14 protein-coding genes and 1 pseudogene are annotated in these 14,986 nt (G+C 71.3%); 7 read left to right on the top strand and 8 right to left on the bottom strand.

Going from position 1 to position 14,986, the window contains the following annotated elements; genetic code table 11:
• Nucleotides 1-355: pseudogene (locus BZY54_RS24695) on the top strand (hypothetical protein); the annotation flags it as partial.
• A gap of 9 nt (nucleotides 356-364) precedes the next feature.
• Here BZY54_RS24695 and BZY54_RS24690 read toward each other — a convergent pair.
• The 3 genes from BZY54_RS24690 to BZY54_RS24680 all read right to left on the bottom strand — a co-directional run bounded on the left by BZY54_RS24690 (nucleotide 365) and on the right by BZY54_RS24680 (nucleotide 3,022).
• A complete protein-coding gene (locus BZY54_RS24690; RefSeq protein ID WP_086727526.1) occupies nucleotides 365-856 on the bottom strand; it encodes a VOC family protein in 492 nt (163 codons plus the stop codon).
• Nucleotides 857-874: 18 nt separating this feature from the next.
• The gene (gene rarD / locus BZY54_RS24685; RefSeq protein ID WP_244217318.1) at nucleotides 875-1,939 is read right to left on the bottom strand and encodes an EamA family transporter RarD; all 1,065 of its coding nucleotides are present in this window, start codon (nucleotides 1,937-1,939) and stop codon (nucleotides 875-877) included.
• A 228-nt stretch (nucleotides 1,940-2,167) separates the two neighbouring features.
• Complete coding sequence (locus BZY54_RS24680; protein WP_086727525.1) at nucleotides 2,168-3,022, bottom strand: SDR family oxidoreductase; 855 nt, start codon at nucleotides 3,020-3,022, stop codon at nucleotides 2,168-2,170.
• 91 nt (nucleotides 3,023-3,113) lie between these two features.
• Here BZY54_RS24680 and BZY54_RS24675 point away from each other — a divergent pair, with 91 nt between their 5' ends.
• On the top strand, nucleotides 3,114-3,545 hold the full coding sequence (locus tag BZY54_RS24675; protein ID WP_086727524.1) for a winged helix-turn-helix transcriptional regulator: 432 nt from the start codon (nucleotides 3,114-3,116) through the stop codon (nucleotides 3,543-3,545).
• A gap of 120 nt (nucleotides 3,546-3,665) precedes the next feature.
• Here the strand turns inward: BZY54_RS24675 and BZY54_RS24670 are convergent, their stop codons facing one another.
• The 5 genes from BZY54_RS24670 to BZY54_RS24650 form a co-directional block, all read right to left on the bottom strand.
• Nucleotides 3,666-4,775, bottom strand: coding sequence for a 2-oxoacid:ferredoxin oxidoreductase subunit beta (locus tag BZY54_RS24670; RefSeq protein WP_086727523.1), 1,110 nt, complete (start codon nucleotides 4,773-4,775; stop codon nucleotides 3,666-3,668).
• Complete coding sequence (locus BZY54_RS24665) at nucleotides 4,768-6,696, bottom strand: 2-oxoacid:acceptor oxidoreductase subunit alpha (RefSeq protein ID WP_086727522.1); 1,929 nt, start codon at nucleotides 6,694-6,696, stop codon at nucleotides 4,768-4,770. Before BZY54_RS24665 ends, BZY54_RS24670 begins: the two co-directional genes overlap by 8 nt.
• Before the next feature lie 251 nt (nucleotides 6,697-6,947).
• Nucleotides 6,948-7,607, bottom strand: a complete 660-nt coding sequence (locus BZY54_RS24660) for a LuxR C-terminal-related transcriptional regulator (protein WP_279634704.1) — start codon at nucleotides 7,605-7,607, stop codon at nucleotides 6,948-6,950.
• Nucleotides 7,608-7,834: 227 nt separating this feature from the next.
• The gene (locus BZY54_RS24655) at nucleotides 7,835-9,211 is read right to left on the bottom strand and encodes a sensor histidine kinase (RefSeq protein WP_086727520.1); all 1,377 of its coding nucleotides are present in this window, start codon (nucleotides 9,209-9,211) and stop codon (nucleotides 7,835-7,837) included.
• A gap of 142 nt (nucleotides 9,212-9,353) precedes the next feature.
• Entirely contained in the window at nucleotides 9,354-10,592 is a 1,239-nt protein-coding gene (locus BZY54_RS24650; RefSeq protein ID WP_086727519.1) for a sensor histidine kinase, read from the bottom strand.
• 279 nt (nucleotides 10,593-10,871) lie between these two features.
• On the opposite strand from BZY54_RS24650, the gene BZY54_RS24645 reads away from it, so the two are divergent.
• From BZY54_RS24645 to BZY54_RS24625, 5 genes are all read left to right on the top strand, one after another.
• Nucleotides 10,872-11,276: an NADH-quinone oxidoreductase subunit A gene (locus BZY54_RS24645; RefSeq protein ID WP_086727518.1), complete on the top strand. Its 405-nt coding sequence runs from the start codon at nucleotides 10,872-10,874 to the stop codon at nucleotides 11,274-11,276.
• Nucleotides 11,267-11,956: an NADH-quinone oxidoreductase subunit B gene (locus BZY54_RS24640; protein ID WP_086727517.1), complete on the top strand. Its 690-nt coding sequence runs from the start codon at nucleotides 11,267-11,269 to the stop codon at nucleotides 11,954-11,956. Before BZY54_RS24645 ends, BZY54_RS24640 begins: the two co-directional genes overlap by 10 nt.
• Nucleotides 11,953-13,536: an NADH-quinone oxidoreductase subunit C gene (locus tag BZY54_RS24635; protein WP_086727516.1), complete on the top strand. Its 1,584-nt coding sequence runs from the start codon at nucleotides 11,953-11,955 to the stop codon at nucleotides 13,534-13,536. Before BZY54_RS24640 ends, BZY54_RS24635 begins: the two co-directional genes overlap by 4 nt.
• The gene (locus tag BZY54_RS24630; protein ID WP_086727515.1) at nucleotides 13,533-14,501 is read left to right on the top strand and encodes a complex I subunit 1/NuoH family protein; all 969 of its coding nucleotides are present in this window, start codon (nucleotides 13,533-13,535) and stop codon (nucleotides 14,499-14,501) included. The genes BZY54_RS24635 and BZY54_RS24630 overlap by 4 nt, the downstream gene beginning before the upstream one ends.
• 2 nt (nucleotides 14,502-14,503) lie before the next feature.
• On the top strand, nucleotides 14,504-14,986 hold a 483-nt coding region (locus tag BZY54_RS24625; RefSeq protein WP_107419799.1), incomplete at its 3' end, for a NuoI/complex I 23 kDa subunit family protein.

Here is a 14,986-nt window from a genome sequence, read left to right as displayed (position 1 = left end):
CGCCGAGCACCTCGAGGTGCTGCGCCTGCGGGAACTCTCCGCCTACATCGCCTACTTGGCCGGTGACCCCCTGCGTGCCTTCCGTCTCTCACTCGACCTGGCCCGCATCCACCACGGTGCCCGGGACGCGGAGGGCGCCTACGACAACGTCCGGAGCGCGGCCACCGCCTGGCGCGCGGTCCGCGACCCGGAGCAGGGCCTCGGTCTCGGCCGTGACCTGATCGACCTGTGGACCGCGCTCACCGCCGAGGAGGGGCCGGCCGCCGAGGACATCGAACAACTGGAGTCCGCCCGTGCCCGCATGGGCCGCCTCGCCGAACGGGCCCGCACGCGGACACCGCCGCCCGCGCACTGACCCCCAGCCCTACGCCACGCAGAATTCGTTGCCCTCCGGGTCCGCCATCACGACCCACTCCCCGGCGGGCTCCTTCACATGGCGCACCTCGCTCGCGCCGAGGGCCTTGAGCCGCTCCACCTCCTCCGCGCGCCGGCCCTCACCCGGGTGGAGGTCTAGGTGGATCCGGTTCTTGCCGGCCTTCGGTTCCGGCACCCGCTGGAACAGCAGCCGTCGCCCCAGACCGGTGCCGCGCTCGTGGTCGTAGGGGTCGTCGGGATGCCGTACGGCGACCAGGTCACGGAAGGCGGGGCGGCCGTGGAACTCCACGGTGGCCTCGCCCGGCAGCGCGCCGAGCTCCAGCAGTCGCTCGATGAGGGCGCTGTTGTCCTCGACCTCGTAGTGCAGCGCGCCGGCCCAGAAGTCGGCCTGCGCGTGCGGGTCGGCGGAGTCGATGACGAGCTTCCAGTGCACAGGAGTGGCCGTGCGGTCGGCGGACGTCTGCGTCTGAGTGTGTGTCATGCGATCACTTATACGGCGTCAGGCCTCCGCCATGCCCGAGTTCAGCTGAGGAGCATCGCCGGGAAGGGAGCCCGGCACCGGGGCCTGCGACTGTGCCTGCGGCAGCGACTGCCCCTGCGCCTGACCCTGTGCCTGCGGGGGGACCTGGGTCCCCGTCGCCGTCCGGGTCGCGCCGAGTGCGGCGCGGAGCTGGGCCGCCCGGCGCGCCGAGCGCAGCCCGTCCCAGGTCAGCAGCGACAGCGCCAGCCACACGAGGGCGAACCCGGCCCAGCGCTCGGCCGGCATGGACTCGTGGAAGTAGACGACGCCGAGCAGGAACTGGAAGACCGGGGCGAGGTACTGCAGCAGGCCCAGCGTGGACAGCGGCACGCGGATCGCGGCGGCGCCGAAGCAGACCAGCGGGAGCGCGGTGACGACGCCGGTGGAGGCGAGCAGGGCCGCGTGCCCGGCACCCTCGGACGCGAACGTGGAGTCGCCGCTCGTGCCGAGCCACAGCAGGTAGCCGAGCGCGGGCAGGAACTGGACCGCGGTCTCGGCGGCCAGCGACTCGATGCCGCCGAGGTTGACCTTCTTCTTCACCAGGCCGTAGGTGGCGAAGGAGAAGGCGAGGCAGAGGGAGATCCACGGCGGGCGGCCGTAGCCGATGGTGAGCACGAGCACCGATGCGGCGCCGGTGCCGACCGCGACCCACTGCACGGGGCGCAGCCGTTCCTTGAGGATCAGCACGCCCATCGCGATGGTGACCAGCGGGTTGATGAAGTAGCCGAGGGAGGCTTCCACGACGTGCTCGCTGTTCACGGCCCATATGTAGACGCCCCAGTTGACGGTGATCACCGCGGCGGCGACCACGATCAGCCCGAGCCTGCGCGGCTGCCGGAGCAGTTCGCCGGCCCAGGCCCAGCGCCGTGTGAAAAGCAGCGCCACGACGACGAATGCCAGGGACCAGACCATCCGGTTGGCGAGGATCTCCACCGCCCCGGCGGGCTTGAGCAGGGGCCAGAAGAGGGGGACGAGGCCCCACATCCCGTAGGCCGCGAAGCCGTTCAGCAGTCCTGTCCGTTCGCCGCTCGACTTCTCGGTCACGCGCCCTCCTTCATGACTGGTGTGCCTGGCCGGGTCCCAGTGCAGCAAGCAAGAAGGTAGCGCCGAGCACCCCCGCCTGTCATGCCCGTATCGGAATACGGTCATGACAGGCGAGGGTGGCGGGACTGAAGGGGCGAAAGGCCCGTGGGCACCCGAGGGAATCAGGCTCTGATCCGAGCGGAACCCTTGGCCCGAGAGGCTGTGGACTCAGCCCTCGGCCCGAGGGGATCAGCCCTTGAGCGCGGTGGCGATCGCCTCGGCGAGCGGTGTGGTCGGGCGGCCGGTCAGCCGGGACAGGTCCCCGGAGCCGACGACCAGTTCGCCCTTCTCGATGGAGGCGTCCACGCCCGCCAGGATCGCGGCGAGGGGCTCCGGCAGCCCGGCACCCGTCAGGATGCCCTGGTACTCCTCGACGGAGACCTGCCGGTACGTGATCTCCTTGCCGGTCTGCCGGCTCAGCTCGGCGGCGAACTCGGCGAAGCCCCACGCCTGGTCCCCGCCCAGTTCGTAGGTCTTGTTCTCGTGGCCCTCGCCGGTGAGCACCGCGACGGCGGCGGCCGCGTAGTCCGCACGCGAGGCGGCCGAGATCCGGCCCTCACCGGCGGCGTGCACGACGGCGCCGTGCTCCAGGACCGGGGCGAGCTGTTCGGTGTAGTTCTCGTGGTACCAGCCGTTGCGCAGCAGCGTGTAGGGCAGCCCGGAGGAGAGCAGTGCCTCCTCGGTGCCGCGGTGGTCGTCGGCGAGGGCGGCCTTCAGGCTGCCGGGGGCACTGGTGTAGGCGAGCAGCGCGACTCCGGCCGCCTTGGCCGCGTCGATGACGACCCGGTGCTGCTGGACCCGCCCCTTGTCGAACTCGTTGCCGGAGACGAGCAGCACCTTGTCGCCGGCCGCGAACAGGTCGTCGAAGGTCTCGGGCGCGTTGTAGTCGGCGACCGAGATCCGCACGCCGCGCCTGGCGAGGTCGGCGGCCTTCTCCGGGGTGCGGACGACGGCGGTGATCCGATCGGCCGGAACCTTCTCCAGCAGCTGCTCCACGACCAGGCGGCCGAGGTGTCCGGTGGCTCCGGTGACGACGATGCTCATGAGCTGAATCTCCTTGTGGGGGTGCGTCTGCACTAACCGTAGAAGGAGCGCTAACTCAGGGAAAGTACCCACTTTCAAGTAAGGTACTGGCATGGCAGTAAGTACTGTGGGGGCCGCGAGCGCCACCAGGGCAGGGCAGGACCCGGCGATGTGCCCGTACCGCCTGGTCCTGGAGCACGTCACCAGCCGCTGGGGCGTCCTCGTCCTGATCGAGCTGCTGGAGCGGCCGTACCGGTTCAGCGAGCTGCGGCGCGCCATCGGCCGGGTGAGCGGAAGGGGCGTCAGCGAGAAGATGCTGACCCAGACCCTCCAGACCCTGGAGCGCGACGGTCTGGTCCACCGGGACGCCCGGCCCGTGATCCCGCCGCGCGTCGACTACTCCCTCACCGACCTCGGCCGCGAGGCCGCCGAACAGGTGCGCGCGCTGGCCCAGTGGACCCAGGACCGCATGGCGGACGTGGAGCGGGCCAGGCACGCGTACGACGAGGCCCGGCAGGCAAGGGACGGGGCCCACAACAGGTGAGCGACGCCGCCCGGCAGACAGACGGCGAGGCCCGGACCGTTCGGGCCCGGGCCTCGTGAGCTCGTGAGGAGCTGATACGGATGCGTCGGCCAGCCGGATACCCGGCCGGCCGTGCGATCGTCAGCCGACGACCGTCCAGGTGTCCCCACCGGCCATGAGGGCGGCCAGGTCGCCCTTGCCGCGCTGCTCGATCGCCGTGTCCAGCTGGTCGGCCATCAGGGTGTCGTAGACCGGCCGCTCCACGGACCGGAAAACCCCGATGGGCGTGTGGTGGAGGGTGTCGGGATCGGCCAGCCGGGACAGGGCGAACGCCGTGGTGGGCGAGGCGGAGTGCGCGTCGTGGACCAGGATGTCGGCCTCGTTCTCCGCCGTCACCGTGACCACCTTCAGATCGCCGGTGGCCGGGTCCCGCACCACGCCCCGGACGCCGTCGGCGCCGAAGCGGATCGGCTGTCCGTGCTCGAGGCGGATCAGGGCCTCCTCGGACTGCTGCCTGTCCTTCAGGGCGTCGAAGGCGCCGTCGTTGAAGATGTTGCAGTTCTGGTAGATCTCGATCAGCGCGGTGCCCGGGTGGGCGGCCGCCTTGCGCAGCACCTCGGTCAGGTGCTTGCGGTCGGAGTCGATCGTCCGCGCCACGAAGGAGGCCTCCGCGCCGATCGCCAGCGACACCGGGTTGAAGGGCGCGTCCAGCGACCCCATCGGCGTCGACTTGGTGATCTTGCCCAGCTCGGAGGTCGGGGAGTACTGGCCCTTGGTGAGGCCGTAGATCCGGTTGTTGAACAGCAGGATCTTGAGGTTGACGTTGCGGCGCAGGGCGTGGATGAGGTGGTTGCCGCCGATGGACAGCGCGTCGCCGTCACCGGTGACGACCCACACGCTCAGGTCGCGGCGCGAGGTGGCAAGGCCCGTGGCGATGGCGGGGGCGCGGCCGTGGATCGAGTGCATCCCGTAGGTGTTCATGTAGTACGGGAAGCGAGAGGAGCAGCCGATGCCGGAGACGAAGACGATGTTCTCCTTCGCCAGGCCCAGCTCCGGCATGAAGCCCTGGACGGCGGCGAGGATGGCGTAGTCCCCGCAGCCGGGGCACCAGCGCACCTCCTGGTCGGACTTGAAGTCCTTCATCGACTGCCGGGCCTCGGCCTTCGGGACGAGGGAGAGCGCCTCGACCGTGCCGGTGCCCGTGCCGTGACCCGGCCCGGTGCTCGCGCCGTGTGCGGTCGTCTCAGCCATCGATGGCCTCCTTCAGAGCGGCGGCGAGCTGCTCGGCCTTGAACGGCATGCCGTTGACCTGGTTGTACGAGTGGGCGTCCACCAGGTACTTCGCCCGGATCAGCGTGGCGAGCTGCCCGAGGTTCATCTCGGGGATCACCACCTTGTCGTAGCGCCCCAGCACCGTGCCGAGGTTCGCCGGGAAGGGGTTGAGGTGACGTAGATGGGCCTGCGCGATCTCCGCCCCGTTCGCGCGCAGCCGGCGCACGGCCGCGGTGATCGGCCCGTACGTCGATCCCCAGCCGAGCACGAGAGTGCGTGCCTGGTCCGGATCGTCGACCTCCACGTCCGGCACCTCGATGCCGTCGACCTTGGCCTGGCGGGTGCGGACCATGAAGTCGTGGTTGGCCGGGTCGTAGGAGATGTTGCCCGTGCCGTCCTGCTTCTCGATGCCGCCGATGCGGTGCTCCAGACCCGGCGTGCCCGGGATCGCCCACGGGCGGGCCAGCGTCCTGGCGTCCCGCTTGTACGGCCAGTACACCTCGGTGCCGTCGGCGAGGGTGTGGTTGGGGCCCTGCGCGAACTGCACCCTGAGGTCCGGCAGCTCCTCCAGCTCCGGGATCCGCCAGGGTTCGGAGCCGTTGGCCAGGTAGCCGTCCGAGAGCAGGAACACCGGCGTGCGGTAGGTCAGCGCGATGCGCGCCGCTTCCAGGGCCGCGTCGAAGCAGTCCGCCGGGGTGCGCGGGGCGACGACCGGGACCGGGGCCTCGCCGTTGCGGCCGTACATCGCCTGGAGCAGGTCCGCCTGCTCGGTCTTGGTGGGCAGGCCGGTGGAGGGGCCGCCGCGCTGGATGTCGACGACGACCAGCGGCAGCTCCAGGGAGACCGCGAGTCCGATGGTCTCGCTCTTGAGCGCCACACCCGGGCCACTCGTCGTGGTCACCGCCAGCGAACCGCCGAAGGCCGCTCCGAGCGCGGCTCCGATGCCCGCGATCTCGTCCTCGGCCTGGAAGGTCCGCACACCGAAGTTCTTGTGCTTGGACAGCTCGTGCAGGATGTCCGAGGCCGGCGTGATCGGGTACGAACCCAGGAACAGCGGCAGATCCGCCTGCCGGGACGCGGCGACCAGGCCGTACGCCAGGGCGAGGTTCCCGGAGATGTTGCGGTAGGTGCCGACGGGGAACGCCTTCGCCGCCGGGGCGACCTCGTAGGAGACCGCGAAATCCTCCGTGGTCTCCCCGAAGTTCCAGCCCGCCCGGAACGCCGCGATGTTCGCCGCCGCGATGTCCGGCTTCTTCGCGAACTTGGACTCCAGGAACTTCTCGGTGCCCTCGGTCGGCCGGTGGTACATCCAGCTGAGCAGGCCCAGCGCGAACATGTTCTTGCTGCGCTCGGCCTCCTTGCGGGACAGGTCGAAGTCCTTCAGGGCCTCCACCGTCAGCGTCGTCAGCGGCACCGGGTGCAGCTGGTAGCCGTCCAGCGAGCCGTCCTCCAGCGGAGAGGCGTCGTAGCCGACCTTCTGCATCGCCCGCTTGGTGAACTCGTCGGTGTTGACGATGATCTCCGCGCCGCGCGGCAGGTCGCCGATGTTCGCCTTCAGCGCGGCCGGGTTCATGGCGACCAGGACGTTCGGCGCGTCGCCCGGCGTCAGGATGTCGTGGTCGGCGAAGTGGAGCTGGAAGGAGGACACGCCCGGCAGGGTGCCTGCGGGGGCACGGATCTCGGCCGGGAAGTTCGGCAGCGTCGACAGGTCGTTGCCGAAGGACGCCGTCTCCGAGGTGAACCGGTCACCGGTGAGCTGCATACCGTCGCCCGAGTCACCCGCGAAGCGGATGATCACCCGGTCCAGACGCCGGACGCCCTTCGTCCCCGCCGCCCGGCGCTGCTCCCCTACGACGGCTCCGTCGGCCTGCTCCGCTGGACTGCTGACCTGGCTGGTCACTGAACTGGACCTCCTTCGAGGCGGCTGTGTGGGAGCGGCCTTGCCCAAGACCTTTCCCGGTTTCAACCCTACGACCGTCAGGTTCGCCTTCCCCGCACCGTTCGCATGCTGGACGTTCCCGTGAGACGGTCCGATGCCCTGATATGTCACTCCGTGCCGGCCCGTCGGGCCTCCTTCAGGATGTTCCGCGCTCGTTCTCTCGTCGCGCTCGTGATCGGCTCGACACCCCTGACTGACACAGTGTCAACCGGTCAGGAGTTGAGATAGGTGAGGACGGCCAGAACACGCCGGTGATCCCCGTCACTCTGCGACAGACCGAGCTTCAGGAAGATGTTGCTGACGTGCTTCTCCACCGCGCCGTCGCTGACCACCAGCTGCCGGGCGATCGCCGAGTTCGTCCGTCCCTCGGCCATCAGGCCCAGCACCTCACGCTCACGCGGGGTGAGGCCGGCCAGCACGTCCTGCTTGCGGCTGCGCCCGAGCAGCTGAGCGACCACCTCCGGGTCCAGGGCCGTACCGCCCTGGGCGACCCGGACGACGGCGTCCACGAACTCCCGCACCTCGGCCACACGGTCCTTGAGCAGATAACCGACCCCGCGGCTGGATCCGGCCAGCAGCTCGGTGGCGTACCGCTCCTCCACGTACTGCGAGAGCACCAGCACACCGAGATCGGGATGCGCCTTGCGCAGCCGCACCGCGGCCCGCACGCCCTCGTCCGTGTGCGTCGGCGGCATGCGCACGTCCGCCACCACGACGTCGGGCAGCTCGCCCTGGTCGTGCAGCTCGCTGATGGTCTTCACCAGCGCCTCGGCGTCACCGACACCCGCCACGACGTCGTGCCCGCGGTCGGTCAGCAGCCGGGTCAGGCCCTCCCTGAGCAGCACTGAATCCTCGGCGATGACCACCCGCACTCTGTCCTCCACGTTCCTCGGCCCCCCACAGCCTCGCTGCCTCGCCCACTCGGCCGCCCGTATGACGGCGACGACATGGTCCAGCATTCCAGCATTCGGACCACGGCGCGCCCGGGCCGGGCGAAGCAGGGGGGCTCGCCGGAGTCGCCGTGGGGGCGCTTCCACGGCCTGTGGGCCACGACCGCGCGGTCGTGGCCCACAGGCCGAGGCATCTGTTTCCGGGGCGCTCAGCGCCGCCAGGGCAGCTCCGCCGTCACCCGGGTGGGCCCCCCGGCCGGCGAGTCGACGACCAGGATCCCGTCCACCGCGTCCAGCCGCTCGGCCAGCCCCGCGAGCCCCGACCCGGCCGACACGTCGGCGCCGCCCACCCCGTCGTCCGTCACCTGGAGCATCAGCCGGTCGTCGGCCCGCCACACGTCCACCGAGGCGGACCGCGCCCCGCTGTGCTTGCTGATGTTCTGCAGCAGTTCGGACACCGTGAAGTACGCGATCCCCTCGATCGCCGGCGCCGGCCGCTGCGCCAGGTCCACCTCCACCTGCACCGGCACGGTGCAGCGCGAGGCGACCGCGGACAGCGCCGCGTCCAGGCCCCGGTCCGTGAGTACCGCCGGGTGGATCCCGCGCGCCAGATCCCGCAGCTCCTGAAGCGCGGTCTTCACCTCGCCGTGCGCCTCGTCCACCATGCGCGCCGCCGCGTCCGGGTCCTCGGCCAGCTTCTCCTTCGCCAGCCCCAGATCCATCGCCAGCGCCACCAGCCGGGCCTGCGCCCCGTCGTGCAGGTCCCGCTCGATGCGCCGCAGGTCGGCGGCGGCCGTGTCCACCACGACCCCCCGGTCCGACTCCAGCTCCACCACCCGCGCCGACAGCTGCGACGGCCCGAGCAGCCCGTGCACCAGCACCCGGTCCACCGTCGTGAGCGCCCGCACGATCCACGGCGTGGCCAGCGTGAACAGCAGACCCACCAGCGCGGTCATCGTGATCTCGAACGGGTTGTCGAGGTAGATCCGGTGGTGCTCGTCGCCGTAGAGCTGGATACCGCCCTGGCCGGCCCACATCGGGAAGACCCAGAACCACAGCGGGTACGTCAGCAGCGACCAGCCCACCGACCAGAAGGTCACGGCGACCGCGAAGGAGAACACCGCCCAAGGGAGCTGCAGCACGGCGTAGAGCAGGGCCCGCCAGGAGGTGCCGCTCTTGAGCACGGCCCCCGTCCAGGCCAGCGGCCCGTTGCCGTTCTTCGGGCGCAGCGGCTCCGGCTCGGCCACCTCCAGACCGAGCAGCCCGCGCGCCCGGGCCCGCTCCAGCACACCGAATCCGCGGCAGCCGGCGAGGCCCGCCGCCAGCACCGGGATCCCGAGGAACGTCACCAGCAGGCCGGCGCCCGCGACCCCCATCGTGACGGCGTAGGTGAAGAGCAGAATGCCGATCGGCAGGCCGAGGAGCACGTACCCGAACTCCCGCCAGCTGCGTGCCTCGAACGGCGCCCGCAGGCCGGCGGGCAGCCGGTGGCGCCGCGAGCCGGTGTCCCCGTGACGGGACCCGGTCCCGCTGTAGGGCCCGTACCCGTACTCCTGTCCGTACCGCGATCCGTACTGGGTGGCCATCGGCGTCGTCCGTTCCCCTAGTCCTGCTGTCTGCTTCCGCTGGTTTCGCTGTGTCCTGCGGGTCTCTGCCGTGCTTCCAGCCTGCTCGACCGCGGGTGGCGGGGCCATGGAGCGCGTCGGCGTTCCGGTCGGGGGGTTTTCCCTACCCCTTCCGGGGGGTGCCCTTGCCGGAGCTGCCGGAGCCGGCCGGCCGGTCCCGCCAGGGCAGTTCCGCCGTGACCGTCGTCGGACCGCCCTCGGGCGACTCGACGACGAACAGCCCGTCGACGGCGCCCAGCCGCTCCGCCAGGCCCCGCATGCCGGTACCGCGGTCCAGGCTCGCGCCGCCGCGGCCGTCGTCCCAGACCTGGATGAGCAGCCGGTCGTCGGACCGCCACACGTCCACCGAGGCCGACCTCGCCCCGCTGTGCTTGCTGATGTTCTGCAGCAGCTCCGAGACCGTGAAATAGGCGATGCCCTCGATGGCCTCGGCGGGGCGCGCGGTCAGGTCGGCCGTCACCTTCACCGGCACCGTGCAGCGCGAGGCGACCGACGACAGCGCCGCGTCCAGGCCGCGGTCGGTCAGTACGGCCGGGTGGATGCCGCGGGCCAGGTCGCGCAGCTCCTGAAGCGCGAGCTTGACCTCGCCGTGGGCCTCCTCGACCATCGTGGCGGCCGAATCGGGGTCCTCCAGCAGCTTCTCCTTGGCCAGGCCCAGGCCCATGGCCAGGTTGACCAGCCGGGCCTGCGCCCCGTCGTGCAGGTCCCGCTCGATGCGCCGCAGGTCGGCGGCGGCCGTGTCCACCACGACCCCCCGGTCCGACTCCAGCTCCGCGATCCGCCGCTCCAGCTCGTCGGAGGGCGACAGCAGCCCGCGCACCATCGCCCGGTCCACGTTCGCCAGGCCCCGCGCGATGAACGGCAGCACGGGCCACAGCACGAACAGCGACGTCAGGGTGACGGCGAAGGTGAGGATGCCCCAGGGCAGCCGGATGAAGTCGTACAGCGCCGTACGCCAGCCCACCGGGTCCTTCAGCATCAGCCACAGCCGGTTGAGCCAACCCGTCGTGCGGCCCAGCGGCAGCGGACTCGGCTCGTCGATCCGCACCCCGAGCAGCGCCCGGGCCCGCCCCCGCTCCAGCCTGCCCAGCTGCCGGGCCCCCATCAGCCCGGCCGCGAGCAGCGGGAAGCCGATCACGGTCACGGTCATGGCGGTCCCGGTGACCAGTACCGACACCACGTAGACGAAGCCGAACAGCGACACGGGCAGGTTCGCCAGGAGATGCGTGATCTCCTTCCAGGTGGACAGGTCGTAGGCGAAACGAGCCGGCGGCAGCCGGTCCAGGTCCTGGTCATCGACGCCGGAGGACGCCGGGCCGGTGGAAGGGATGCGTACGGTCATACGAGTCAGCGTGCCGTGCGACGGGCCCGCGCGCCATGAGGTCGGCCGCCCTGGCCGACGGGGGAAAACCCCACCTCGTCTCATGGTGCGACGGCCTGCTTACCCTCTCTTTATCAGGGCCTAGACTCCCGTGCGTACAGATCGTCGAACACGACCGTGCGCACAGATCGTCGATCCTGACTCGTCGGGCATGACGACGCGAGATCGACGACACGAGCATTCACAAGCACGACGGACACCAAGAGGTCAGGGAGCGAGGGACGGACGGTGCCTGAGACGTTGCCGGAGACGGTGCGGGGGTCGACCGTCGTAGCGGCGGACTACTTCCACTCCTACTCGGTCGTGGGCCTGCTCGCCGTCGTGGGAGTGCTGTTCGTCGCCGTCGCTTTCGGCGCGGGCCGTCTGCTGCGCCCGGTGGTCCCCACGCCCGAGAAACTCCTGACGTACGAGTGCGGCGTCGATCCCGTCGGCGAGGGCTGGGCCCACACCCAGGTCCGCTACTACGTCTACGCCTTCCTCTACGTGATCTTCGCCATCGACTCGATCTTCCTGTTCCCCTGGGCGACCGTTTTCGCCGCCCCCGGATACGGCGCGGCGACGCTGGTGGAGATGTTCATCTTCCTCGGCTTCCTGGCCGTGGGCCTGCTGTACGCATACAAGAAGGGCGTCCTGGCATGGACGTGAACCCCTCGACCTCCGAACCCGTGTACCTGCCGGACCCGGGGGTGGTTCCACCCGTCGAAGACAGGGGGAGGCTCGGCGCGCTCGCCCGCCTCGCTCCCGAGCCGATGAAGGTCGTCCTGAACTGGGGCCGCCGCTACTCGCTCTGGGTCTTCAACTTCGGCCTCGCCTGCTGCGCGATCGAGTTCATCGCCGCGTCCATGGCCCGCCACGACTTCATCCGCCTCGGCGTGATCCCGTTCGCGCCCGGGCCGCGCCAGGCCGACCTGATGGTGGTGTCCGGCACGGTCACGGACAAGATGGCCCCCGCAGTCAAGCGCCTGTACGAACAGATGCCCGAGCCGAAGTACGTCATCTCCTTCGGCGCCTGCTCCAACTGCGGCGGCCCGTACTGGGACTCGTACTCCGTCACCAAGGGCGTCGACCAGATCATCCCGGTGGACGTCTACGTCCCCGGCTGCCCGCCGCGCCCGGAGGCGCTGCTCCAGGGCATCCTGAAGCTCCAGGAGAAGATCGCGCGCGAGTCGCTGGGGGAGCGGTACGGGGCCGGGACGGCGTCCGGATCCGGGGCGGGGTCCGCCTCCCGGACGGCGGCCGCTCCGAGGGCTTCGGTCGCGGAGCTGCAGAGCGGGCTGGTGCGGCCGCCCGCCGCCGGGACCGCCGACGAGGGGGACGCGCGATGAACGCCGTCGGCTGGCTGCCCGCGCCCGCCGAGGAGCTCTTCGGCGCCGAGGCCACGGCGGAGGAGTCCTACGAGGTCCTGACGGTCGACGTACCGCCCACCGCGTGGGTGTCCGCGCTGCGGACCGCCCGCGACGAGCTGGGCTGCACCTACTTCGACTGGCTCAGCGCGGTCGACGAACCGGGCACCGGGTTCCGGATCTCCGCCCACGTCGTGGCGCTCTCCCCGGTACGGCGGCTGCTGGTGCGCACCACGGTTCCGCACGAGGCGCCGGTGCTGCCCACCGCGGTGGACGTCTACGCCGGTGCCGCGTGGCACGAACGCGAGACTCACGAGATGTTCGGGGTCGGCTTCGAGGGCCACCCGGCCCTGGACCACCTCCTGCTGCCGGAGACCTTCGAGGGCCACCCCCTGCGCAAGGACTTCGTCCTGGCCGCCCGGGTCGCCAAGGCGTGGCCCGGGGCGAAGGAACCCGGCGAATCGGACCACGGCGGTCCCAAGCGCCGCCAGATGCTGCCCCCGGGTGTCCCCGACCCCAATGAGTGGGGCCCGATGAAGGGCAGGCTCCCGGCCGCCCCGGCCCGCCCGGCGAGGGGCGCCGGCCGGGCGGCGGGCGAACGTCCGGCCCGCGCGGCCGGTGACCGTCCGGCACGGCGCACCCGCACGGCGGCCGAAGGCTCGGCGAGCCAGGCGACCACGACGGCGGGAGCGGGGGCCGATGCGGGGACTGCCCAGGTCGCTGGGGCCGGCGGGACTGGCGAGGCGCGGGGTGGGCAAGAGGCTCAGGCGTCTGGTGCGGCGCAGAACGCTGCGCCCGGGGGTGCCGCCGCCAGGCCGCGCCGGATGCGGAGCGCGAGCCAGGGCTCGGTGAGCCAGACGCCCTCCCCGTCCGGAGCCGCGCCGGAGAGCGCCGCTGCGGAGAAGCAGGAGGCGGCCGAAGGCGCCACGCCGCAGACTCCGGCGGCGGAAGGGCGGGCCGCGGAGGCCTCGGTGGCCCACGAGCCGACCGCTCCGGCCGAGGGGGCGGCTCCGGCGGCCCCGTCCAGGCCCCGCCGGGCGCGCAGCGCGAGCGAGGGCTCGGCCTCACAGCGGGCGCGGGCGGCGGCTCCGGACGAGTCCAGGCCGTCCACGCCACCCACGGCCCGCCGCAGCTCCGACGCCCCCTGGCACCATGCCCGCCCGGCCTTCGAGGAAGTCGAACAGAAGCCCGAGCGGACACCCGAGGACACCGGAACAGAGGAAACGGCACAGGCGGCAGAGCAGGCAGAAGAACGGACGGAGCAGACGGGACGGACCGGACGGGCGGAACAGGCCGAACGGTCCGACCATGCCGAACAGGCGGAACGCGCCGACCAAGCCGAACGCGCTGAACAGACCCGACGGGCAGGACAGGCGGATGAGGCCGAACAGCCGGTAGAGGCCGAGCAGGCGGAAGAGGCCGAACAGGCCGAACAGGTGGAGCGAGCCGAACCGGTGGAGCGGGCGGAACGCCGCGCCCCTGAACGCCCCGATCGCCAGGGACACCCCGAACGTCCCCAAGAACCCGAAACCCCCGAGCACCCCGAAGGAGGCCCGCAGTGAACGACGCGGTCGACGTCGCCCTGCGACTCCTGATCGTCTTCGTGGTCTTCCTCACCTTCCCACTGATCGTCGGTCAGACCGAGCACAAGGTGATGGCCCACATGCAGGGTCGCCTCGGCCCGATGTACGCGGGTGGCTTCCACGGCTGGGCCCAGCTCGTCGCGGACGGTGTGAAGTTCGCGCAGAAGGAGGACGTGGTCCCGGCGGGCGCGGACCGCCGCATCTTCCAGCTCGCTCCCGCCGTCGCCCTCCTGCCGTACCTGCTCGTCCTGCTCGCCGTCCCGATCGGGCCGGGCGAGGGCGCGGTCGGGCAGGTCGTGGACGCGGGCATCTTCTTCGTGCTCGCCGTGATGGGCGTGGGCGTCCTCGGCTCCCTCATGGCCGGTTGGGCCTCCGCCAACAAGTTCTCCCTCCTCGGCGGCCTGCGCACCGCCGCCCAGCTCCTGGCCTACGAACTCCCGATGCTGCTCGCCGCCGCCTCCGTCGCCATGGCGGCCGGCACCGTCTCCCTCCCCGGCATCCTCGACGCCTTCCACTGGTGGTGGCTGCCCTGGCAGATCGTCGGCGCGATCGTCTTCTTCGTCGCCGGGCTCGCGGAGCTCCAGCGCCCGCCGTTCGACATGCCGGTCGCCGACTCGGAGATCATCTTCGGCGCCTACACCGAGTACACCGGCCTGCGCTTCGCGCTGTTCCTCCTCGCCGAGTACGCCGGGATCATCGTCCTGTGCGGTCTGACCACCGTCCTTTTCCTGGGCGGCTGGCACGGCCCATGGGGCGCCGACGGCCTCGGCTGGGTGTGGACCCTGCTGAAGGCGGCCGTCCTCGCCTTCGTCGTCATCTGGCTGCGCGTCACCTACCCGCGGCTGCGCGAGGACCAGCTCCAGAAACTGTCCTGGACCCTCCTCGTCCCCCTCGCCCTCGCCCAGATCGCCCTCACCGGCATCGTCAAGGTGGTGATCTCCTAACCATGGCCGAGCCGTCCCAGCCCACCCGGTCCCGCATCCCCGGCGCCGGCCTCGCCAAGGGCCTGGCCGTCACCCTGCGCACGATGACGAAGAAGACCGTCACCGAGCAGTACCCCGACGCCCTGCCCGACCTGCCACCGCGCACGCGCGGCGTGATCGGCCTGTTCGAGGAGAACTGCACGGTCTGCATGCTGTGCGCCCGAGAGTGCCCGGACTGGTGCATCTACATCGACTCCCACAAGGAGACGGTCCCCGCGGCGGCCCCCGGCGGCCGCGAACGCAGCCGCAACGTCCTCGACCGGTTCGCCATCGACTTCTCCCTGTGCATGTACTGCGGTATCTGCATCGAGGTCTGTCCTTTCGACGCCCTGTTCTGGTCCCCGGAGTTCGAGTACGCCGAGACCGACATCCGCGACCTCACCCACGAGCGGGGCAAGCTGCGCGAGTGGATGTGGACCGTCCCGGCCCCGCTCGTGGGTGAGGTC

This window comes from Streptomyces carpinensis (assembly GCF_002154505.1).
GTDB lineage: Bacteria > Actinomycetota > Actinomycetes > Streptomycetales > Streptomycetaceae > Streptomyces > Streptomyces carpinensis.
This window is presented reverse-complemented; position numbering and strand designations above follow the sequence as displayed.

Excerpts from the sequence above, each read along its gene's own strand:
- BZY54_RS24690 (WP_086727526.1), bottom strand. The coding sequence starts at position 856 with ATGACACACACTCAGACGCAGACGTCCGCCGACCGCACGGCCACTCCT.
- BZY54_RS24680 (WP_086727525.1), bottom strand. The coding sequence starts at position 3,022 with ATGAGCATCGTCGTCACCGGAGCCACCGGACACCTCGGCCGCCTGGTC.
- BZY54_RS24675 (WP_086727524.1), top strand. The coding sequence starts at position 3,114 with ATGGCAGTAAGTACTGTGGGGGCCGCGAGCGCCACCAGGGCAGGGCAG.
- BZY54_RS24670 (WP_086727523.1), bottom strand. The coding sequence starts at position 4,775 with ATGGCTGAGACGACCGCACACGGCGCGAGCACCGGGCCGGGTCACGGC.
- BZY54_RS24655 (WP_086727520.1), bottom strand. The coding sequence starts at position 9,211 with ATGGCCACCCAGTACGGATCGCGGTACGGACAGGAGTACGGGTACGGG.
- BZY54_RS24650 (WP_086727519.1), bottom strand. The coding sequence starts at position 10,592 with ATGACCGTACGCATCCCTTCCACCGGCCCGGCGTCCTCCGGCGTCGAT.
- BZY54_RS24640 (WP_086727517.1), top strand. The coding sequence starts at position 11,267 with ATGGACGTGAACCCCTCGACCTCCGAACCCGTGTACCTGCCGGACCCG.
- BZY54_RS24635 (WP_086727516.1), top strand. The coding sequence starts at position 11,953 with ATGAACGCCGTCGGCTGGCTGCCCGCGCCCGCCGAGGAGCTCTTCGGC.